Here is a 20,875-nt window from a genome sequence, read left to right on the forward strand (position 1 = left end):
GAAAGATGGTCTATTTAGTCCTAGGGATTTTACTGCTCCTACTCTATGTATTTGCGACACCAGAAAGTATTAAAGGGACAGTCAATATCGTCGCTATGGTATGTATTTTAGTGGCACTTTTGGTTTTGTTGGCTCTATCTTTTCTGAAAATTTTTCAATTACCAACAGAAATGTTCCTAGCAATAGCCATGTTAATCCTAGCTTACTTTAGTGTGAGAGACATCACACTCATGCCAGTCAAAAAAGGTAAAAGAAGATAAAAAAGAGAGTTTTGGCTCTCTTTTTTTGGTAGGAATTTTACAATAGTTTGAATTGTTTTTTTACTATAACATCATCTCTTTTACTTGGATAATATGAATGGGAAAAACTTGAATAAAATTTGTCAATGACATCTATTTTATATTTGGTTAGTACTGGTTGCATATTATTTTGAAATAAAACTACTATATAATATTATTCATATAGGTAATATAAAAATATTATTCATAAAGGTAATATAGTAAAATATCTAAAAAATTCGATTTTTTCCTTGACAACAAATAATAAAAATGCTATTCTTATTATATAAGAAATCGGTTTCAAAAAAAGAGAGAGGAGGATTTATTTTGTTGCATTGTTGCTCAGGGTGTGCTTTTTTTGAAAGGAAAAATAAAATGAAAACGAAAAAACATAGATTACTTGCTCTAGCTCTTATTTCAAGCTTTACATTATTGGGAGCTGCATCAGCTGCTGTACAATATCCAGATGGAGGAGTATGGACATATGGAGAAGGTTCAGGAGGTGGTTGGGCTTTTTCAAATTACTATCATGGTAAAAAATATCATTCTTCTTCTCTTGTAAGTAAATGGGATAGTCATTCAGATAAAGGAACAGCAGTTGCAGGGAAAACTTCAGAGGCTTGGATTTGGACTAAATTTGGGGAACAAGTAGCATTTTACTATGACTATGACTAATATTTAGTTTTCTTAGATAATTCCCCTTGTAAGAAATTACAGGGGGGAATTTTGTTTACAAGGAGTCTACTATGAAGAAACTATTCATATTACTATCAACTTTTTTTCTCAGCTTCTTCCTTGCTTGGATTATTGTCTTACGTGCGCCACAATATTTATATGCAAGCTATGATTCCGTTACTTTACTTCGTGTCAAAAAGGATACTCAGGAACCGACGCGTGAGGTATTTGAACAGGAATTGGAGAATTTTGCAAACTCAGAACAGAGTTTAATAGCTAGAAGAATTGTAGAGCCGAGTAAGGATGGGACGACTCACTTTACTTATGCAACTTATGGTCAGGGAACTTTACCAAAAGAATTCCAAGAAGCTAGCCAAGAAAGTCGTGAACGTAGTGATCCGCTAAATAGTTATCTCCTTTTGTCAGGCTCCTTGACGAAAGAAAAGCTTGCCGATAAATTAGGAGATTTGGGTTATAAAGCAATTGCTGACCGAAAGACACCTCCCTATTCTCTTGCTTTTCGAATGTTACTAAATCCACTTATTTTAATTAGTTTAGCAATATTTGGCTTATCTTTCTTTGCTTTAGTGATTATCACTCGGATTAAGGAAATGAGAGCAGCAGGTATAAAACTCTTTTCTGGTCAGACTCTCTTATCCATTATGGGGCATTCTTTATCGACTGATATCAAGTGGCTCCTTCTATCAGCCCTCCTTTCCTTCCTAGGTGGGGGAGTCCTTCTTTTTAGTCAAGGTTTGTTTTATCCTATCTTGTTAGCCACCTATGGTTTTGGGATTAGTTTCTATCTGTTGTTTTTATTGGCGATTTCAATTTTACTAATGCTTCTTTATCTAATGAGTTTGAGTTACAAAGCATTAGTTCCTGTTATTAAGGGGAGATTACCCCTTAAACGCTTGATGGCTTTAACCCTATTGTGTCAGTTAGTAGCTGTTTTTACAGTGGGATACGCTGTTAAGACAGGCTTGACGTCTTACCAACGATTGAAAGAACTTGAAATTTCAAAACAAGCGTGGAAGGACAGAGCAGACTATTATCAAATTTCTTTTGGCTTAGGTGATAGAGGAAAAGATACAGAAAATCAGAGCAAGTGGTATGAATTTTCCAAAGAAGCAGTTGAACAAGAACAGGCTCTATTTGTAAAAGATAATCTCATTCATTTTGCAAATCCTCAAGGAAAAAATGAACAGGGAGAGACACTGGATACCTATAGTCCAGATGCTAATGTTCTCTATGTCAGCCCAAGTTATTTGGACAAGGAAAAGGTCGTGGTAGATGCTGAGACCAAACAGAAGTTAGTCCATCTTCAAAAAGGGGAATTTGGACTCTTACTACCAGAATCTCTTCGTTCACAGGAAGCAGAACTTAAGAAAGCTTTTGAAGAAAGTTTGAACTATTACGGGCAATCAAGTGAGGAGGCAAGTGCTCCTTTAGAGTATGAAATGAGAGCGATTATTAGCTATCTTCCAACTGGAGAAAAGCGATTTGTTTATAATAACGGTGAAAGCCCAGTATCCATTCAGTACTTAACCGATCCGATTTTAGTTGTATTTACTCCAACATCTACAGGTGATAGTTTCATTTCAAAATATGTTTGGTCTATCAATGCTGGAAAACAACTTTTTATCAAAGGATATGAGAGTGGGCTAGAACTCTTGAAGAAAGCTGGAATTTATGAGCAAGTATCTTATCTTAAAGAAGGAAGAAGTGTTTATCTAACTCGTTATAATGAAGTTCAAACTGAAACAGCAACTTTAATCCTAGGAGCTATTGTTGGAATAGCTAGTTCCTTGTTACTCTTTTATTCTGTCAATCTTCTATATTTCGAGCAATTCCGCCGAGATATTCTGATTAAACGAATTTCAGGTTTACGATTTTTTGAAACATATGCTCAGTATATGGTTAGTCAATTTGCCAGTTTTGTATTTGGTGCTAGTCTCTTTATTTTAAGCAGTCGAGACTTGGTGATTGGCTTGCTCACTTTATTCGTCTTTCTAGCTAGTGCAGTTTTGACGCTTTACCGTCAAGCTCATAAAGAATCTCGTGTTTCTATGACAATTATGAAAGGAAAATAGGATGATTGAACTAAAGAATATATCTAAAAAATTTGGAAGCCGTCAGCTATTTTCAGATACGAATCTTCATTTTGAAGGTGGGAAAATTTATGCCTTAATCGGTACAAGTGGCTGTGGTAAGACAACACTCTTGAATATGATTGGACGATTAGAGCCATATGACAAAGGACAAATCATCTATGATGGCACTTCTCTTAAGGACATCAGGCCTTCTGTTTTCTTTAGAGATTACTTAGGATACCTATTTCAAGATTTTGGCTTAATTGAAAGCCAAACCGTCAAAGAGAATCTCAATCTGGGTTTAGTTGGTAAAAAGTTGAAGGAAAAAGAGAAAATCTCTTTGATGAAACAAGCTCTAAACCGTGTAAACCTCTCTTATTTGGATTTAAAGCAACCTATCTTTGAATTATCAGGAGGAGAAGCACAACGTGTTGCATTAGCGAAGATAATTTTAAAGGATCCACCTTTGATTCTCGCAGATGAACCAACTGCTTCACTAGACCCCAAAAACTCTGAGGAATTACTTTCTATCCTAGAATCTTTAAAAAATCCGAATCGTACCATTATTATTGCGACCCACAATCCTCTGATTTGGGAGCAAGTGGACCAAGTCATTCGAGTTACCGATTTATCACATAGATGATAAGGTAAAATTCATACTCAATGAAAATCAAAAAGCAAACTAGGAAGCTAGCCGCAGGCTATACTTGAGTACGGCAAGGCGAAGCTGACGTGGTTTGAAGAGATTTTCGAAGAGTATCAGTTAGAAGAAAGAGTCACAAACACACTTTGTGGCTTTTTTATTTCCATAAAAATGGTAAAATAGTAGGAGTAGAAATGGAGTTCGAGACATGAAAGTAATAGATCAATTTAAAAATAAGAAAGTCCTTGTTTTAGGTTTGGCCAAGTCTGGTGAATCGGCAGCTCGTTTGTTGGATAAGCTAGGTGCCATTGTGACAGTAAATGATGGGAAACCTTTCGAGGACAATCCAGCTGCGCAAAGTTTGCTGGAAGAAGGAATCAAGGTCATTACAGGTGGCCATCCTTTGGAACTCTTGGATGAAGAGTTTGCCCTCATGGTGAAAAATCCAGGCATCCCATACAGCAATCCCATGATTGAAAAGGCTTTGGCCAAAGGTATCCCTGTCTTGACCGAGGTGGAATTGGCTTACTTGATTTCAGAAGCGCCCATTATCGGTATAACAGGTTCAAATGGAAAAACAACTACAACGACCATGATTGGGGAAGTTTTGACTGCTGCTGGGCAACATGGTCTTTTATCAGGGAATATCGGCTATCCAGCTAGTCAAGTGGCCCAAACTGCGTCAGACAAGGACACGCTTGTTATGGAACTTTCTTCTTTCCAACTCATGGGCGTTCAAGAATTCCATCCTGAGATTGCGGTTATTACAAACCTCATGCCAACTCATATCGATTATCATGGATCATTTGAGGAATATGTAGCAGCTAAGTGGAATATCCAAAACAAGATGACAGCGGCTGATTTTCTTGTTTTGAACTTTAACCAAGACTTGGCAAAAGAATTGGCTAGCAAAACACAAGCTACTGTAGTTCCATTTTCAACACTGGAAAAGGTTGATGGAGCTTATCTGGAAGATGGTCAGCTCTACTTCCGTGGAGAAGTGGTCATGGCAGCGAGTGAAATCGGAGTTCCAGGTAGCCACAATGTGGAAAATGCCCTTGCGACGATTGCTGTAGCCAAGCTTCGTGGTGTAGACAACCAAACCATTAAAGAAACTCTTTCAGCCTTTGGTGGTGTCAAACACCGTCTCCAGTTTGTGGATGAAATTCAGGGTGTTAAATTTTATAACGACAGTAAGTCAACCAATATCTTGGCAACTCAAAAAGCCTTGTCAGGATTTGACAACAGCAAGGTAGTCTTGATTGCAGGTGGTTTGGACCGTGGCAATGAGTTTGACGATTTGGTTCCAGATATTACTGGACTCAAGAAGATGGTCATTCTTGGTCAGTCTGCCGAACGTGTCAAACGGGCAGCAGACAAGGCTGGTGTGGCTTATGTGGATGCGACTGATATTGCAGATGCGACCCGCAAGGCCTATGAACTTGCGACTCAAGGAGATGTAGTCCTTCTCAGTCCAGCCAATGCCAGCTGGGATATGTATGCTAACTTTGAAGTACGTGGCGACCTCTTTATCGACACAGTAGCGGAGTTAAAGGAATAATATGAAAAAAATTGTCTTTACAGGTGGGGGGACGGTTGGACACGTTACCCTCAATCTTTTGTTAATGCCCAAGTTCATCGAAGATGGCTGGGAAGTCCACTATATCGGGGACAAGAGTGGTATTGAACACCAAGAAATCCTCAAGTCAGGCTTGGATGTCACCTTCCATTCCATTGCAACTGGGAAATTGCGTCGCTATTTCTCTTTGCAAAATATGCTGGACGTCTTCAAAGTTGGTTGGGGAATTGTCCAATCGCTCTTTATCATGTTACGAGTTCGTCCACAGGCCCTTTTTTCAAAGGGAGGCTTTGTCTCTGTACCGCCCGTTATCGCTGCGCGTGTGTCAGGAGTGCCTGTCTTTATTCACGAATCTGACCTGTCTATGGGCTTGGCCAATAAAATCGCCTATAAATTTGCGACGAAGATGTATTCAACATTTGAACAAGCTTCGAGTTTGTCTAAGGTCGAGCATGTGGGAGCAGTGACCAAGGTTTCAGACCAAAAAAATCCAGAACCGGATGAATTGGTGGATATCCAAACCCACTTTAATCCTAAATTGCCAACTGTATTGTTTGTCGGTGGTTCTGCAGGCGCTCGTGTCTTTAACCAATTGGTGACAGACCATAAGAAAGAACTGACAGAGCGCTACAATATTATCAATTTAACTGGAGATTCTAGCCTGAATGAGTTGAGCCAAAATCTTTTTCGTGTTGACTATGTGACCAATCTCTATCAACCCTTGATGGAATTGGCTGATATTGTTGTGACACGAGGTGGTGCCAATACGATTTTTGAGCTCTTGGCCATGGCAAAATTGCATGTTATTGTGCCACTTGGTCGTGAAGCTAGTCGTGGAGACCAGATTGAAAATGCAGCTTACTTTGTAAAAAAAGGCTATGCAGAAGAGCTTCAAGAAAGTGATTTGACTTTGGATAGTTTGGAAGAGAAGCTGTCTCACTTACTAAGCCACAAGGAAGACTACCAAGCTAAGATGAAGGCTTCCAAGGAATTGAAATCTCTAGCAGATTTTTATCAATTGTTGAAAAAAGATTTATCATAAGGAAAGTAAATGTCAAAAGATAAGAAAAATGAGGGCAAAGAAATCCTCGAAGAATTTAAAGAGTTATCAGAATGGCAGAAACGAAACCAAGAATACCTAAAAAAGAAGGCTGAAGAAGAGGCAGCCCTAGCTGAGGAGAAGGAAAAGGAAAGACAGGCTCGAATGGCTTCAAAATCTGAAGAGTCAGATGAAACTGGGGACCGAGAGAGTGAATCTAATCCAAAAGACCCAGAATCAGCTAAGGAAGAGTCTGAGGAAAAAGTAGCATCCTCAGAGGCTGACAAAGAGGAAGAAGAGATAGAAGAATCAGGGTCTAAAGAGAGCGAGGAACAGGATAAAAAGCTTGCTAAAAAGGCTACAAAAGAAAAACTAGCCAAAGCAAAGATTCCTGGTATCCATATCTTGCGAGCTCTAACGATTTTATTTCCAAGTCTGCTTTTATTGATTGTCTCTGCCTACCTACTCAGTCCTTATGCGACCATGAAGGATATTCGTGTCGAGGGAACGGTGCACACTACGGCTGATGATATTCGACAGGCTTCAGGTATTCAGGATTCGGATTATACGATTAACCTTCTGCTAGACAAGGAAAAATATGAAAAGCAGATTAAGTCTAACTATTGGGTTGAATCAGCTCAACTTGTTTATCAATTTCCAACCAAGTTCACTATCAAGGTCAAGGAATATGATATTGTGGCCTACTATATTTCTGGTGAAAACCATTATCCTATTCTTTCCAGTGGTCAGCTTGAGACCAGTGCTGTGAGTTTGGTCAGTCTACCAGAAACTTATATATCAGTTCTCTTTAATGATAGTGAACAAATCAAGGCTTTTGTCTCAGAACTTGCTCAAATTAGTCCAGAACTCAAGGCGGCTATCCAGAAGGTGGAACTAGCCCCAAGCAAGGTCACATCAGATTTAATTCGATTGACCATGAATGATTCGGACGAAGTCTTGGTTCCGCTTTCTGAAATGAGTAAGAAACTGCCTTATTACAGCAAGATTAAACCTCAATTGTCAGAACCAAGTGTGGTCGATATGGAAGCTGGAATCTACAGCTACACTGTAGCGGATAAATTGATTATGGAAGCAGAAGAAAAAGCCAAAAAAGAGGCCGAAGAAGCTGAGAAAAGGAAGGAAGAAGAACGTAAACGTTTAGAAGAAGAACAGAAAAAACAAGAGGAAGAGAGCAATCGAAACCAAACGACCCAGCGCTCATCGCGTCGCTAGGTTTTACCTTTTTCTCATAGTACTTTAGTGACTAGTTTTTACGTTTAATATTTGATATCTGTTTTTCTTTATGTTACATTATGCAGTGTAATCGATTGCAAAATAATTTTTTATGAAGAAGGTAACACATATGTCAGATGAAGTATTCTTATTTGAAGAAATTGAAGAAATCGTAGCCTCTACAGATGGTGAATTTTGGGGGAGTTTTACTTGGAACTGGGGTAGTTCTCTTAATTGGAGTAGCCTATTGTTAAAAAGATAGGGAGTGATAATCATGCAAGATAACTTTTTATTTGAGGAAATTGAAAAAATTTCAGTACCAGTTAGTGATTTTTCAGCTGGACTTGCAACAGGTATCGGATTTGGTTTAGCAATCCTTGCTCTTGCTGGTTGTTGAAGTTTGTTCATTTACTAACATTAAGCTTTTTCAATTTCATTTTAGACAGTCATTTGAATTTTCCGTATTAGTCTTGCAGCAAGAGATTAATAGAATTAGTTATTATTTTATTGATTGCGGACTGAGGGACAGTATCATCTATATATACCATCCAGTAAGAAACATGTATTAGTTGGGAAACAGGAAAAAAATGGTTAGAGCAACTAATAGGTCAAGAATTTACCATATCGGACTTATTAGTGTTAGTAGGGAAGAAATATTATTTAAGATTTTATATTGTTCTTAGTAAAATGGGACTTATAGATTCTATGAAATCACGAAAAAAGATAAATATTTTTAAAATATCTTGGGACTTTAATATAACATTATCTGAAAAATTAAACTATAAAAGATTTAATAAGAATTTTGAAAAAATCCTATTTGGTATTTTCCCATTGGCTCTTATTTTGCAATGTTTTATTATGTATATTTATAGGGCGGATATTTTGACTAATTTCCAAAACTTTCCAATAACGCTAAACATTCTTTTATTTTGGTTGCTTGTTGTTATTATATCTGCAACGATACATGAATTTAGTCATGCCATAATTGCTAATAATTATCAAATTGAGATCCCAAATTGTGGAATAATGCTACTTTTGTTTAATTTGGCTTTTTTTGTAGATTTAAGTGGGGTGCAATTCTTAAAAAATAAAAAACAATTTTTGAAAATTATGTTAGCAGGAATTGCTTCAAATTCGATTTTATCACTTACAGGTTTACTTGTTTTATTGTTCACATCGTATAAATTGCTTGGACTCTTATTTTTTATCATTAACTTAGGTATGATTTTTATTAATTCAATTCCTTTTTTTCAGTATGATAGTGGTATTATTTTAAGATACTTGAATTCTAACAATAATAACTTGAATTTTCAATATATAGTTCAACTTTTAATAGCATTTGTTATTATTTATTTCCCTTTGAGTCAACTATTACAGTTTTTGACACCTAATATTATTGTTCGTAGTATAGGAGGGGTGATTGTTTCTATACTGCTTTCTATATTATATATGAGAGGAAGGACGAAATATGTTCTACGTAAATAGTTATGTTTTTGCTTATAAAAAAGAAGGTATAATGTATTTGCGTGTTCGGAGTATGCGGGAAATAGCTATAGAACCTCAAATTTCGCAAGAATTTATCAACGATCTATTTAATAGTTGTAAGGAACTATTAGAGATAGAAGAAGTATTAGGCAGTAAACTAACATTTGAACTATTAAATGAACAAATTTTAATTTCGGATGAGATAGATATTGATAGTAGATATTCTAGAACTAAAGGTTGCTATTCGTTATTTTATAATGAAGAGTATAATAAAATACAGAATAAAACAGTATTAGTATTAGGAGCAGGAGCCTTAGGATGTTATATATCTCTAAGTCTAAGTATGTATGGAGTGAGGAAACTTATTGTCGCTGATTACGATATAATAGAACCATCAAATTTAAATAGGCAAATTCTTTATACAGAGTCGGATGTTGGTAAGGAGAAGATTAATGTTCTTTCTGAAAAAATACACAAGTATAATTCAGATGTTCAGGTAGTACCTATTTCTATTAAAGTTTCTTCAGTAGAAGAATGAGAAAAAATTGTTGCGGAATATGGGAGTATAGATTTTATCGTTAAAGCAATTGATACGCCCATTGATATTATAAAAATTGTCAATCAATTTGCTGTATCGCATAAGATATCCTACATATCAGGAGGGTTTAATGGATGCTATCTTATTATTGATAATATATATATCCCTACCATCGGTTCTTGCTTTGGTTGTCGGAATATAAACAAAGATATAAATAAGTACACTTTATCTGATAAGACAAAGTGGCCGACTACACCAGAGATGCCTGCTATTTTGGGAGGGATAATGACTAATTTAATAATTAAAATATTTCTGGGATGTTATAATGAAATCCTAATAGATAACGCTTACGTTTATAATATGAGAAATCATGCTCTAAGTCAAGAAAAATATGTTCTGGAAAACGGAGAATGTCCAATTTGTAAAAAAATAATAAAGTGAAAGATAACAATATTAGAGCGAAAACATTTATTCGTTCAGTTTGTTTTTGCTTATTATCAGGAGGAGTAGCTTTTTTATCTGCTATTGGGCAGTTCACTGTTATAGAAACACAATTAATAGTATTGTTCTTGGGTATTATTTTTGCCATCATTGGAAAATATAGTATGGCTTTTTTCATCGTTTGAGATTTTATTTTTGCTTGTTAATTTTAGAACATTTATTCAGTTACCAGTGGATATTTTTATTGGTATGATAATATTTTTAATGCTGTGGATATTTATTATGTTAGGTATAGTGTGTCTTAGTTATTATATAACTTTATTATTTAGCAAGGAGGCTTAGTATGTTTAAAAAAATAGGTATAATGAGTATTTGCATATATATAATTATTTTATACTGCTTGAGAATGTATCGTATTATCAATAATATTGAAACAATCTTGCTAACGGTTATATGCTTAATGTTATTGTTTTTTTTAAGACGTTTATTTGATAAAGATAAGTAAATAGATGTTAAGTAAAAATGTAGAATATAAAGGAGGTGCAATGAGTATGATTGAAGTTAGCCATTTATCAAAAAGTTTTGGTGATAAAATAGCTTTAAATGATATAAGCTTCACTGTTAAAGAAGGTCAGATTTTTGGATTTTTAGGACCATCTGGTTCTGGAAAGACCACAACGATTAATATTCTGACTGGGCAGTTCCTTGCCGATAAAGGACAATCTATTATTTTGGGACAAAAATCTCAAAATTTAACAAGCGGTGAATTAAAGAGAATTGGATTGGTTAGCGATACAAGTGGATTTTATGAGAAAATGTCTCTGTATAACAATCTTCTTTTTTATAGTAAATTTTATAATATTAGTAAATCACGTGTTGATAATTTGTTAAAGCGAGTAGGATTATATGATAGTCGCAAGATGGTAGCAGGAAAATTATCCACTGGAATGAGGCAACGAATGCTTTTAGCACGAGCTCTTATCAACAAACCCGCTGTACTCTTTCTGGATGAACCGACCTCAGGTCTAGATCCCACAACTTCTCGAACAATTCATGAGTTAATTTTAGAATTGAAAACAGCAGGGACAACGATTTTTCTAACGACTCATGATATGAATGAAGCAACTCTTTTATGTGATTATGTTGCCTTATTAAATAAAGGGAAATTAGTTGAGCAAGGAGCTCCTTCTGAACTCATTCAAAGATATAATAAAGATAAAAAGATTAAGGTTACAGATTATAATGGGAATCAGATAACTTTTGATTTTACATCACTAGAACAGGTATCTCAGGCTGATCTGGAAAATATTTTTTCAATTCATTCATGTGAGCCTACTTTAGAAGATATTTTTATCACATTAACAGGAGGAAAGCTAAATGCTTAAACGGTTTCTGGCTTTGGTATGGTTGCGTTGTCAAATTATTCTTTCCAATAAGAGTATTTTATTGCAAGTTTTAGTGCCTTTTGCTTTCACATATTTTTATAAATATCTTATGGAAACACAGGGGAAGGTCAACGATCAACAGGCATTAGTTCTTTTGATGATGTGTTTACCTCTTTCTTTGGCTGTTGGAAGTCCTATAACTATTATCTTGTCTGAAGAAAAAGAAAAGTACAATTTACAAACTCTTCTGTTGAGTGGTGTTAAAGGCTCCGAATACATTTTATCAACTATGTTTCTTCCTTTTTTGCTAACTTTTGTGATTATGGGAACTACTCCTCTTATTTTAGGAGTTACAATTGTACATACTTTTAATTATATTACAATCGTTCTTCTAACCTCTTTATCCATCATTTTATTCTATTTATTGATAGGTTTAACCGCGAAGAGCCAAGTAGTAGCTCAGGTTATCAGTCTTCCTGCTATGATTTTAGTTGCTTTCTTACCGATGCTATCTGGTTTGGATAAGACAGTTGCGAAGATAACAGATTATAGTTTTATGGGACTGTTTACTAAGTTTTTCACAAAATGGGAGGAATTTTCATGGAATAAAACTCTAATTTCTAATCTAACACTACTTATTTGGATTGTTCTTCTATTAACTTTAATTACGATAACTATTAGGAAAAAGAAAATTTCTTAATTGAGTTATTTTAATGATTATAAACACAAGTGGGAAGGGAAAATGAACTGATCTTTTTGACAGCAATTCTACAGAATAGTATTATTGCTATATTTTGATTTGAGTGTACGAAAAAAGAAAAATAACAATAGTGCTCATACTAATTGCAGAAGTTTTGGGTGATAAGATAACTGATAAATTGCAATAAAAAATGCAACATTTTTAAATCTCCTCTATAAGTGCTTCAAAAAGTGCTTCAAAACCTGTCTTGTAATCCAAGTATTTTTGGGGACGGTGATTAATAAGCTAGCAAAGCATCATTAAGGATTTTTTCGGTAATTGTTGCCAAATCGGTTTAAGAAAATACTCACGAAGAAGTCCATTCGCATTCTCATTACTTCCCCTTTGCCAAGATGAATAGGCATCCGCAAAATAAAACAGAATTCCCATTTGTTCAATTAAAGGGTAACAAGCAAACTCTTTTTCTCTGTCCGAAGTGAAAGTCTTTAACTATTCTTTTGGAAAGAGTCTTGTGAGGTGTTCAATAGCAGTCAACATGGATTTAGCTGTTTTTACTTGACAAGTGCTAGTAGAAATAATAGAATAATAGAAAACCTTTAAAGCAGTCCAGAGAGGCAGCTAAGGTTAGACGGTGAAAGGGTGGAGACTACCCATTTTTCGTGGAACCTTGCTGTTGGCAGGTTCCTTTTTTCGTGGCTTCTGTTGCCCAGACTCTCTCACTAGCAAAGGTAAAAGGAGAAACCTATGCGAGAACATCGTCCAGTCATTGCTCTTGATTTTCCTAGTTTTGAGGCAGTCAAGGAATTTTTAGCTCTTTTTCCAGCAGAAGAAAGCCTTTATCTAAAGGTAGGGATGGAGCTTTATTACGCAACGGGGCCTGAGATTATTTCCTATTTTAAAAACTTGGGACATAGCGTCTTTCTTGACCTTAAACTTCATGACATTCCCAATACAGTCAAGTCAGCCATGAAGGTTTTGTCTCAGCTTGGTGTGGATATGACCAATGTTCATGCTGCTGGCGGTGTAGAGATGATGAAGGCTGCGCGTGAAGGTCTTGGAATCCAAGCCAAATTGATTGCAGTGACTCAGCTGACCTCAACCTCAGAAGAGCAGATGCAGGAGTTTCAAAATATCCAAACCAGCCTGCAAGAGTCTGTCATTCATTATGCTAAGAAGACAGCTGAAGCGGGTTTGGATGGTGTCGTTTGCTCGGCTCAGGAAGTGCAACTCATCAAGCAGGCTACCAATCCAGATTTTATCTGTCTAACACCGGGCATTCGTCCTCAGGGAGCTGCTGTTGGAGACCAAAAACGTGTTATGACACCTGCTGATGCCTATCAAATCGGCAGTGACTATATCGTAGTGGGACGTCCCATTACCCAAGCTGAGGATCCTGTTGCAGCTTATCATGCCATCAAGGATGAATGGACACAGGACTGGAATTAAAGAACTAGATTATAAAAATAAAAGGAGAATACCATGACACTTGCTAAAGATATCGCTAGCCATCTCTTGAAAATCCAAGCCGTTTACCTCAAACCAGAGGAGCCTTTTACTTGGGCATCTGGTATCAAGTCACCGATTTACACTGATAATCGTGTGACACTAGCCTATCCAGAAACTCGTACTCTCATTGAAAATGGCTTTGTGGAAGCCATCAAAGAAGCCTTTCCTGAGGTAGAAGTGATTGCAGGAACTGCGACAGCAGGGATTCCACACGGAGCTATCATTGCTGATAAGATGGACTTGCCTTTTGCCTACATCCGTAGCAAACCAAAAGACCACGGAGCTGGTAATCAAATTGAAGGCCGTGTAGCCCAAGGTCAAAAAATGGTGGTGGTTGAAGATCTTATTTCAACAGGTGGTTCTGTTCTCGAAGCCGTAGCAGCCGCTAAACGAGAAGGAGCAGATGTGCTTGGAGTTGTAGCGATTTTTAGTTACCAATTGCAAAAAGCAGATAAGAATTTTGCAGATGCTGGTGTCAAACTAGTAACACTTTCAAACTATAGCGAGCTTATCCATCTAGCCCAAGAAGAAGGCTATATCACCCCAGAAGGCTTGGATCTCCTAAAACGCTTTAAAGAAGACCAAGAAAATTGGCAAGAAGTGTAAAAAATCAAAAGACTAAAAGGTTAAAAATTATACTATTCTGTCATATCAGGTATATGAATGACAAGATTGAAGTTGTTAATGTTTTTTACGTCAATTGTTTCAGTTTTAGATTTGCTTGGCTTGCTCTTATATAAAAAGTAGCACACGTCATGAAAGTTACAAGGGTTAAAGTATAATCCATAAACATGGTCAGATCCCTTTTCTGAGATGTTGAAATTTCTTGCTTATCCCAGTTTTTTCAGTGATTTTGGCGTCAAGTTCTTTGTAGTTTTTAAAGATTATCCGTGAATTTCTTGCTTATTTATGATAAAATGGGAGTATCGCAAAAATGACTCATCGTATTCAATTTTGAGTAAAACTAGGAGGATCCCATGTCTACAGAACATATGGAAGAACTAAATGACCAGCAGATCGTTCGCCGTGAAAAAATGGCTGCGCTCCGTGAACAAGGAATCGATCCTTTCGGAAAACGCTTTGAACGCACTGCAAATTCACAAGAATTAAAAGATAAATTTGCTGACCTCGATAAAGAACAATTACATGATAAAAACGAAACAGCTACTATCGCAGGACGCTTGGTAACCAAACGTGGTAAAGGTAAAGTAGGTTTTGCCCACCTTCAAGACCGCGAAGGACAGATTCAAATCTACGTTCGTAAAGATGCTGTCGGTGAAGAAAACTACGAAATCTTCAAAAAAGCAGACCTTGGTGACTTCCTTGGTGTCGAAGGCGAAGTGATGCGTACAGATATGGGTGAACTCTCTATCAAGGCGACTCACATTACACACTTGTCTAAGGCCCTTCGTCCTCTTCCTGAGAAATTCCACGGTTTGACAGACGTTGAAACAATTTACCGTAAACGTTACTTGGACTTGATTTCTAACCGTGAAAGCTTCGAGCGTTTTGTCACTCGTTCAAAAATCATCTCTGAAATCCGTCGTTACCTTGACCAAAAAGGTTTCCTTGAAGTGGAAACACCTGTTCTTCACAACGAAGCTGGTGGTGCTGCTGCCCGTCCATTTATCACCCACCACAATGCCCAAAACATTGACATGGTTCTTCGTATCGCGACTGAGCTTCACTTGAAACGCCTTATCGTTGGTGGTATGGAACGCGTCTATGAAATTGGCCGTATCTTCCGTAACGAAGGAATGGATGCTACTCACAACCCTGAGTTTACTTCCATTGAAGTCTATCAAGCTTATGCAGACTTCCAAGACATCATGGATTTGACGGAAGGCATTATCCAACACGCTGCTAAATCAGTTAAGGGCGACGGCTCAGTCAACTACCAAGGAACTGAAATCAAAATCAACGAACCATTTAAACGTGTTCACATGGTGGATGCTATCAAAGAAATTACTGGTGTAGATTTCTGGCAAGATATGACTTTGGAAGAAGCTAAGGCTATCGCTGCTGAGAAGAAAGTTCCAGTTGAGAAACACTATACTGAGGTTGGTCACATCATCAATGCCTTCTTTGAAGAGTTTGTTGAAGAAACTTTAATCCAACCAACCTTTGTCTATGGACATCCAGTAGCTGTATCTCCACTGGCTAAGAAGAACCCTGAAGACCAACGCTTTACTGACCGTTTTGAGCTCTTCATCATGACTAAGGAGTACGGTAATGCCTTTACTGAGCTCAACGATCCAATCGACCAGCTTAGTCGTTTTGAAGCCCAAGCAAAAGCAAAAGAACTTGGTGACGATGAAGCGACCGGTATCGACTATGACTACATCGAGGCTCTTGAATATGGTATGCCACCAACAGGTGGTTTGGGAATCGGTATCGACCGTCTCTGCATGCTTCTCACTGATACAACTACTATCCGTGATGTATTGCTCTTCCCAACAATGAAATAAGCTCTTATCCTCTGGTACTTGCCAGGGGATTTTTGGCTCTTTGTCAACTGTAGTGGGTTGAAGTCAGCTAATATCTAGAAAGGACATATTTCGTCCTTTCTTTTTTGGCTCTTTGTCAACTGTAGTGGGTTGAAGTCAGCTAAGCTCGAGAAAGGACAAATTTTGTCCTTTCTTTTTTGATATTCAGAGCGATAAAAATCCGTTTTTTGAAGTTTTCAAAGTTTCGAAAACCAAAGGCATTGCGCTTGATAAGTTTGATGAGATTATTGGTCGCTTCCAGTTTGGCGTTAGAATAGTGTAGTTGAAGGGCGTTGACAATCTTTTCTTTATCCTTGAGGAAGGTTTTAAAAACAGTCTGAAAAAGAGGGTGAACCTGCTTAAGATTGTCCTCAATGAGTCCGAAAAATTTCTCTGTTTCCTTATTCTGGAAGTGAAAAAGCAAGAGCTGATAGAGCTGATAGTGGTGTTTCAAGTCTTCCGAATAGCTCAAAAGCTTGTTTAAAATCTCTTTATTGGTTAAGTGCATACGAAAAGTAGGACGATAAAATCGCTTATCACTCAGTTTACGGCTATCCTGTTGAATGAGTTTCCAGTAGCGCTTGATAGCCTTGTATTCATGGGATTTTCGATGAAACTGATTCATGATTTGGACATGCACACGACTCATAGCACGGTTAAGATGTTGTACAATGTGAAAGCGATCCAACACGATTTTAGCATTCGGGAGTGAAACAGTCTGGGAGACTGTTTCAGCCTGAGCCTAGAAATTTGAAAGCGAATCTGTTTAGCCAAGGCATAATAAGGGCTAAACATATCCATAGTAATAATTTTGACGCGACATCGGACAGCTCTATCATACTTAAGAAAGTGATTACGAATGATAGCTTGTGTTCTTCCCTCAAGAACAGTGATGATATTGAGATTGTTAAAATCTTGCGTAATGAAGCTCATCTTTCCCTTGGTGAACTCATACTCGTCCCATGATATAATCTCAGGAAGGCTATTGTAAAAAAAATAAAATTAGGTTATAATGACTTCTGATAAATGATTTTACTACAAAAGGTTGGGTTAACTAAGGTGATGTTATGAAAACAGGGGCGTTAAGAATTTATTTTGGTTATGCTGCAGGAGTTGGAAAAACCTATGCTATGCTTAGAGAAGCGCAGCGAGCTCAAAAAGCTGGAGTAGATGTGGTAGTAGGTTACATTGAACCTCATAATCGACCTGAGACTATGGCTTTACTGATTGGTCTTGAGCAATTATCTCCTAAAACAATAAAATATAAAGGTATCACCTTAAATGAGTTTGATATTGATACTGCTTTAAGGCGTCAACCACGCATTATTTTAGTGGATGAATTGGCTCATACTAACTGTTTTGAGTCACGTAATAAAAAGAGGTACCAAGATATTAAGGAACTGCTTTATGCAGGGATTGATGTCTATACTACTGTAAATGTCCAACATATTGAAAGTTTAAACGATGTGATTGAAGCTATTACAGGGATTCAAGTTAATGAGATAATTCCAGATGCTATTTTTGATCAGGCTGATCAGATTGAACTTGTAGATATTGACCCATCAGATTTACTTGAACGATTGGATAAAGGAAAAATTTATTCTAAATCGCAAGCTAAATTGGCCAAGCGTCACTTTTTTACTGAAGAAAAGTTAATATCTTTGAGAGAAATCGCTTTGCGTAAAGCAGCTGATCAGATTAATGGAAGTGCTTTTCGAGGAAAAAAAGTTAAAGATAGTATTGTGACCAAGGAACATGTCTTGGTCTGTGTGTCACCCTCTCCCTCCTCTTCACATGTCATTCGCGCTGCTTCAAGATTAGCAAGTGCTCTTAATGCAGACTTTACAGCCCTGTATATTGGTAGTTTAGATAGGGAACTGACTAATCAGGAGTTACATCAGAACTTGGAATTGGCAGAGCGGTTGGGAGCTAAGGTGACAGTTATGGATTATAATAATGTGACCAAGCAGATTGCTGATTACGCAAAATTGAGCCGTGTTTCTAAGTTAGTAGTCGGAAAAAGTGGCTCCAGAACTATTTGGCCTAAAGAAAATATTGTGGAAGTTCTTAGTAAGAATGTTCCTGATTTGGATATGTTTGTAGTCCATAATACTAGAGGAAAAAAAGAGACTTCGGTTGGTAAGCTCTCGTTGCCTTCTTGGTTTTCTAAATGGCAATTTTCTTTCAGTGATTTGGTTAAAACACTGGTGGTATTGTTGCTAGTAACCTTAACAGGTCTTTTATTTCGTTTCTGGAATCTCAGTACCAACAACATTATAATAATATATATATTAAACGTTCAAATAAATGCTGTTTGGACAAAAGGAAAACTTTATAGTGTGATTTCTTCTATTTTATCAGTTCTTTGTTTTAATTACTTTTTTGTGGCTCCCTACTACACTTTTACTTCTTTTACTCCTACTTATCCTATGACTTTTGCTATTATGTTAATTACTGGTCTGATTACTTCTAGTCTCATAAAAAGGATTCAAGAGCAGGCAAGATTATCTACTGAAAAATCTTATCTAACAGAGTTGTTACTACAAACAAATAGAGGATTATCTCAGGCAGACTCTATTCCTTCCATTTTAGAAGAACTAGCTATTCAAGTCAAAAAATTATTGAATAGTGATGTGGTGATTTATCCTGTAACAGGTGGTACTTTGGAGACGCCGAAATATTTCCCTACCAGTCATTCTTTGAGGACCTTAGCTGATTACTATCAGTACAATGAGCGAGGAGTGGTTGAGTGGGTTTTATATAATAATAAACAAGCTGGAGCAACAACAAACACCTTGTCTGCTGCTAAATTTCTGTATTTATCTGTCAGAGGTAAAGATTCTGTTTTTGCTATTATTGGTATTTTAATAGAGGATAAAACAATGATTGACCTGTTTGAAAAATCTGTTATTCTAACTGTTTTAGGAGAGGCATCCTTGGCATTAGAAAAAGAAGCATTACGCGAAGAACAACAAAAAATGGAACTTAAAATACAAAAAGAACAGTTAAGGGTTGATTTGTTAAGGGGAATCTCACATGATTTGAGAACTCCACTTACAAGCATATCAGGTCAGTCTAAATTAATGATGGAGACGGGGGGAATCATGGAGAAACAGCGTATGATAGAATTAGCTGCCTATATTTACGATGACTCTATGTGGTTGATTAATCTGATTGAAAATTTATTGTCAATTACTAAATTGGATAATGATACTACTCTTTCATTAAGAATAAATGTTTTCGATGAGTTGATTGAAGAAGCTTTGAAACATGTGGATCAACATATTAAGAATCATGACTTTGTTTTAATTTTATCAGATGATTTATTAATAGCTAAAATGGATGCTCCCTTGATTGTGCAAGTACTGGTTAATATCATTAACAATGCAGTTAAATATACGCATGAAGGATCTTTAATTACATTGACGAGTAATAGAAAGGATCAGAACCTGGTGGTTGAGGTTTCTGACGATGGTCCTGGTATTAACGATCAAGCAAAAGAAAAGATTTTTGACCTTTTTTATACATCAGAAAATTTGGCATCCGATGGTAAAAGAGGCCTAGGTATAGGACTATCTTTATGTAAGAGTATTATTACAGCACATGGGGGGACTATTTACGTCCATGACAATACTCCTAAAGGAGTTATCTTTGGATTTACACTACCACTAGCGGAGGTGAATGTATTACATGAAAAATGAAAATGTTAAGATTTTAATTTGTGAAGATGACTCTTCCGTTAACAGACTTTTATCCTTAGCAATGGAAGTTGAAGGTTATCATTATGTATCAGTTCGGACTGGAGAGGAAGCTTTGCGTCAGATCATTTCGCAATTTCCAGATTTATTATTATTGGATTTGGGTTTGCCAGATATGGATGGTAAAGACATTATTGACAAGATTCGTAGCTTTTCACAGCTACCTGTTATTGTTGTTAGTGCACGTGGAGAAGAAAGTGACAAGATTGATGCACTTGATGCTGGGGCAGATGATTATTTGACGAAACCCTTTAGCATTGATGAGCTTTTCGCTCGGTTAAGAGTTAGTCTTAGGAGGTCAAAGCAGATGAATCAACAAAGTGACGGTAATTCTGAAAAATCATCTTTTACTAATGGCTGGCTACATGTTGATTTTTTATCTAATCGTGTATTTGTTAATAACCAAGAAATTCACTTAACCCCGATTGAGTATAAGTTGCTTTGTCTTCTATCAGAGAATGTTGATAGAGTGTTGACTTATCGTTTTATTGTCAAGGAAATTTGGGGATATTATGAGGAAGATTTTTCTGCTTTGAGAGTTTTTGTTAATACATTGCTAAAAAAAATCGAATTAGGATTGGGTTACTCTAAAATGGTTCAAACTCATATTGGTATCGGTTATCGTATGATTAAGATTGAAAATTATGATGACAAATAATCCAAAAAGAATTTTATTCACCTGATTTGTAATTTCTTGGCAGCTATTTGAAACAAGTCTTAGGATAGGTTGTCTTAGGTTATTTCAGGAGACAATCTTTATATAATCTTTATTTTATATCCGTAATCTTTATATCATTTTTATACTTTTCGTGGTAGAATGATTATATTCTTGAAGGAGGATACAATGCTAGTAGATTTCATAATGTTTCTAGTTTTATTTTTGATTTTTTTGCTAATGATTGGTTTTATTGTTTGGTGTGATAAGCACCTTAAAGGTGATTAGGGGGAGAGTGTACTATGATAGTATTAGGAATAATTTTTGGTTTATTAATCTGTTATTTATTTTATGCTCTGTTACACCCGGAGAGATTTTAGG

At 36.4% G+C, this 20,875-nt stretch carries 18 protein-coding genes and 3 pseudogenes; 19 read left to right on the forward strand and 2 right to left on the reverse strand.

Annotation, left to right across the window (positions count from 1 at the left end; all coding sequences use genetic code 11):
• Nucleotides 1–5: 5 nt before the first annotated feature.
• The 13 genes and pseudogenes from B4W83_RS03085 to B4W83_RS03140 all read left to right on the forward strand — a co-directional run bounded on the left by B4W83_RS03085 (nucleotide 6) and on the right by B4W83_RS03140 (nucleotide 12,089).
• Nucleotides 6–260, forward strand: a complete 255-nt coding sequence (locus B4W83_RS03085; protein WP_000262804.1) for a DUF3165 family protein — start codon at nucleotides 6–8, stop codon at nucleotides 258–260.
• Nucleotides 261–653: 393 nt separating this feature from the next.
• Complete coding sequence (locus tag B4W83_RS03090; RefSeq protein ID WP_000850382.1) at nucleotides 654–953, forward strand: lactococcin 972 family bacteriocin; 300 nt, start codon at nucleotides 654–656, stop codon at nucleotides 951–953.
• A 71-nt stretch (nucleotides 954–1,024) separates the two neighbouring features.
• Entirely contained in the window at nucleotides 1,025–3,046 is a 2,022-nt protein-coding gene (locus B4W83_RS03095; protein WP_000732443.1) for a bacteriocin-associated integral membrane family protein, read from the forward strand.
• A gap of 1 nt (nucleotide 3,047) precedes the next feature.
• Nucleotides 3,048–3,689 (forward strand): ABC transporter ATP-binding protein, encoded by a 642-nt coding sequence (locus tag B4W83_RS03100; protein WP_000571290.1) that lies wholly within the window; start codon nucleotides 3,048–3,050, stop codon nucleotides 3,687–3,689.
• Between the two features lie 208 nt (nucleotides 3,690–3,897).
• On the forward strand, nucleotides 3,898–5,250 hold the full coding sequence (gene murD / locus B4W83_RS03105) for a UDP-N-acetylmuramoyl-L-alanine--D-glutamate ligase (RefSeq protein WP_000863050.1): 1,353 nt from the start codon (nucleotides 3,898–3,900) through the stop codon (nucleotides 5,248–5,250).
• A 1-nt stretch (nucleotide 5,251) separates the two neighbouring features.
• Nucleotides 5,252–6,310 (forward strand): UDP-N-acetylglucosamine--N-acetylmuramyl-(pentapeptide) pyrophosphoryl-undecaprenol N-acetylglucosamine transferase, encoded by a 1,059-nt coding sequence (locus B4W83_RS03110; protein ID WP_000724844.1) that lies wholly within the window; start codon nucleotides 5,252–5,254, stop codon nucleotides 6,308–6,310.
• Nucleotides 6,311–6,319: 9 nt separating this feature from the next.
• Nucleotides 6,320–7,540: a cell division protein FtsQ/DivIB gene (locus B4W83_RS03115; RefSeq protein WP_000031169.1), complete on the forward strand. Its 1,221-nt coding sequence runs from the start codon at nucleotides 6,320–6,322 to the stop codon at nucleotides 7,538–7,540.
• A gap of 130 nt (nucleotides 7,541–7,670) precedes the next feature.
• Nucleotides 7,671–7,802: a hypothetical protein gene (locus B4W83_RS13670; RefSeq protein WP_007284949.1), complete on the forward strand. Its 132-nt coding sequence runs from the start codon at nucleotides 7,671–7,673 to the stop codon at nucleotides 7,800–7,802.
• Nucleotides 7,803–7,814: 12 nt separating this feature from the next.
• A complete protein-coding gene (locus tag B4W83_RS13675; protein WP_001153673.1) occupies nucleotides 7,815–7,937 on the forward strand; it encodes a hypothetical protein in 123 nt (40 codons plus the stop codon).
• Nucleotides 7,938–8,245: 308 nt separating this feature from the next.
• Nucleotides 8,246–9,025 (forward strand): zinc metalloprotease, encoded by a 780-nt coding sequence (locus tag B4W83_RS03120; protein ID WP_007284950.1) that lies wholly within the window; start codon nucleotides 8,246–8,248, stop codon nucleotides 9,023–9,025.
• A gap of 52 nt (nucleotides 9,026–9,077) precedes the next feature.
• Nucleotides 9,078–10,004 (forward strand): annotated as a pseudogene (locus B4W83_RS13790) (HesA/MoeB/ThiF family protein).
• Nucleotides 10,005–10,555: 551 nt separating this feature from the next.
• Complete coding sequence (locus tag B4W83_RS03135) at nucleotides 10,556–11,389, forward strand: ABC transporter ATP-binding protein (RefSeq protein WP_079247564.1); 834 nt, start codon at nucleotides 10,556–10,558, stop codon at nucleotides 11,387–11,389.
• On the forward strand, nucleotides 11,382–12,089 hold the full coding sequence (locus tag B4W83_RS03140) for an ABC transporter permease (protein ID WP_000919281.1): 708 nt from the start codon (nucleotides 11,382–11,384) through the stop codon (nucleotides 12,087–12,089). Before B4W83_RS03135 ends, B4W83_RS03140 begins: the two co-directional genes overlap by 8 nt.
• Nucleotides 12,090–12,290: 201 nt before the next feature.
• On the opposite strand, the pseudogene B4W83_RS13890 reads toward B4W83_RS03140, so the two are convergent.
• Nucleotides 12,291–12,641, reverse strand: a pseudogene (locus tag B4W83_RS13890) (IS30 family transposase); the annotation flags it as partial.
• Between the two features lie 192 nt (nucleotides 12,642–12,833).
• Here B4W83_RS13890 and pyrF point away from each other — a divergent pair.
• The 3 genes from pyrF (at nucleotide 12,834) to lysS (ending at nucleotide 16,063) form a co-directional block, all read left to right on the forward strand.
• Entirely contained in the window at nucleotides 12,834–13,535 is a 702-nt protein-coding gene (gene pyrF, locus B4W83_RS03150) for an orotidine-5'-phosphate decarboxylase (RefSeq protein ID WP_001206732.1), read from the forward strand.
• A gap of 33 nt (nucleotides 13,536–13,568) precedes the next feature.
• Nucleotides 13,569–14,201 carry an orotate phosphoribosyltransferase gene (gene pyrE / locus B4W83_RS03155; protein WP_000170917.1) on the forward strand — a complete coding sequence of 211 codons (633 nt, stop codon included), beginning with the start codon at nucleotides 13,569–13,571 and terminating at the stop codon, nucleotides 14,199–14,201.
• Nucleotides 14,202–14,572: 371 nt separating this feature from the next.
• Nucleotides 14,573–16,063: a lysine--tRNA ligase gene (lysS, locus tag B4W83_RS03160; protein WP_000102428.1), complete on the forward strand. Its 1,491-nt coding sequence runs from the start codon at nucleotides 14,573–14,575 to the stop codon at nucleotides 16,061–16,063.
• A gap of 139 nt (nucleotides 16,064–16,202) precedes the next feature.
• On the opposite strand, the pseudogene B4W83_RS03165 reads toward lysS, so the two are convergent.
• Nucleotides 16,203–17,071: pseudogene (locus B4W83_RS03165) on the reverse strand (transposase); the annotation flags it as partial.
• A 77-nt stretch (nucleotides 17,072–17,148) separates the two neighbouring features.
• Here B4W83_RS03165 and B4W83_RS03170 point away from each other — a divergent pair.
• The 3 genes from B4W83_RS03170 to kdpF all read left to right on the forward strand — a co-directional run bounded on the left by B4W83_RS03170 (nucleotide 17,149) and on the right by kdpF (nucleotide 20,874).
• On the forward strand, nucleotides 17,149–19,782 hold the full coding sequence (locus B4W83_RS03170; protein WP_000847725.1) for a sensor histidine kinase: 2,634 nt from the start codon (nucleotides 17,149–17,151) through the stop codon (nucleotides 19,780–19,782).
• Nucleotides 19,772–20,497, forward strand: coding sequence for a response regulator (locus B4W83_RS03175; RefSeq protein WP_000787305.1), 726 nt, complete (start codon nucleotides 19,772–19,774; stop codon nucleotides 20,495–20,497). The genes B4W83_RS03170 and B4W83_RS03175 overlap by 11 nt, the downstream gene beginning before the upstream one ends.
• Before the next feature lie 299 nt (nucleotides 20,498–20,796).
• A complete protein-coding gene (gene kdpF, locus B4W83_RS03180) occupies nucleotides 20,797–20,874 on the forward strand; it encodes a K(+)-transporting ATPase subunit F (RefSeq protein ID WP_007285010.1) in 78 nt (25 codons plus the stop codon).
• Nucleotide 20,875 lies beyond the last annotated feature (1 nt).

It is taken from the genome of Streptococcus pseudopneumoniae ATCC BAA-960 = CCUG 49455 (genome assembly GCF_002087075.1).
GTDB lineage: Bacteria > Bacillota > Bacilli > Lactobacillales > Streptococcaceae > Streptococcus > Streptococcus pseudopneumoniae.

What these genes read in the sequence shown, in the direction of transcription:
- kdpF (WP_007285010.1), top strand. Translation starts at nt 20,797, where the DNA reads ATGATAGTATTAGGAATAATTTTTGGTTTATTAATCTGTTATTTATTT.
- B4W83_RS03170 (WP_000847725.1), top strand. Translation starts at nt 17,149, where the DNA reads ATGAAAACAGGGGCGTTAAGAATTTATTTTGGTTATGCTGCAGGAGTT.
- B4W83_RS03110 (WP_000724844.1), top strand. Translation starts at nt 5,252, where the DNA reads ATGAAAAAAATTGTCTTTACAGGTGGGGGGACGGTTGGACACGTTACC.
- lysS (WP_000102428.1), top strand. Translation starts at nt 14,573, where the DNA reads ATGTCTACAGAACATATGGAAGAACTAAATGACCAGCAGATCGTTCGC.
- B4W83_RS03175 (WP_000787305.1), top strand. Translation starts at nt 19,772, where the DNA reads ATGAAAAATGAAAATGTTAAGATTTTAATTTGTGAAGATGACTCTTCC.
- B4W83_RS03115 (WP_000031169.1), top strand. Translation starts at nt 6,320, where the DNA reads ATGTCAAAAGATAAGAAAAATGAGGGCAAAGAAATCCTCGAAGAATTT.
- B4W83_RS03120 (WP_007284950.1), top strand. Translation starts at nt 8,246, where the DNA reads ATGAAATCACGAAAAAAGATAAATATTTTTAAAATATCTTGGGACTTT.
- B4W83_RS03140 (WP_000919281.1), top strand. Translation starts at nt 11,382, where the DNA reads ATGCTTAAACGGTTTCTGGCTTTGGTATGGTTGCGTTGTCAAATTATT.
- B4W83_RS03095 (WP_000732443.1), top strand. Translation starts at nt 1,025, where the DNA reads ATGAAGAAACTATTCATATTACTATCAACTTTTTTTCTCAGCTTCTTC.
- pyrE (WP_000170917.1), top strand. Translation starts at nt 13,569, where the DNA reads ATGACACTTGCTAAAGATATCGCTAGCCATCTCTTGAAAATCCAAGCC.
- pyrF (WP_001206732.1), top strand. Translation starts at nt 12,834, where the DNA reads ATGCGAGAACATCGTCCAGTCATTGCTCTTGATTTTCCTAGTTTTGAG.
- B4W83_RS03135 (WP_079247564.1), top strand. Translation starts at nt 10,556, where the DNA reads ATGATTGAAGTTAGCCATTTATCAAAAAGTTTTGGTGATAAAATAGCT.
- B4W83_RS13670 (WP_007284949.1), top strand. Translation starts at nt 7,671, where the DNA reads ATGTCAGATGAAGTATTCTTATTTGAAGAAATTGAAGAAATCGTAGCC.
- B4W83_RS03085 (WP_000262804.1), top strand. Translation starts at nt 6, where the DNA reads ATGGTCTATTTAGTCCTAGGGATTTTACTGCTCCTACTCTATGTATTT.
- B4W83_RS03090 (WP_000850382.1), top strand. Translation starts at nt 654, where the DNA reads ATGAAAACGAAAAAACATAGATTACTTGCTCTAGCTCTTATTTCAAGC.
- murD (WP_000863050.1), top strand. Translation starts at nt 3,898, where the DNA reads ATGAAAGTAATAGATCAATTTAAAAATAAGAAAGTCCTTGTTTTAGGT.
- B4W83_RS03100 (WP_000571290.1), top strand. Translation starts at nt 3,048, where the DNA reads ATGATTGAACTAAAGAATATATCTAAAAAATTTGGAAGCCGTCAGCTA.
- B4W83_RS13675 (WP_001153673.1), top strand. Translation starts at nt 7,815, where the DNA reads ATGCAAGATAACTTTTTATTTGAGGAAATTGAAAAAATTTCAGTACCA.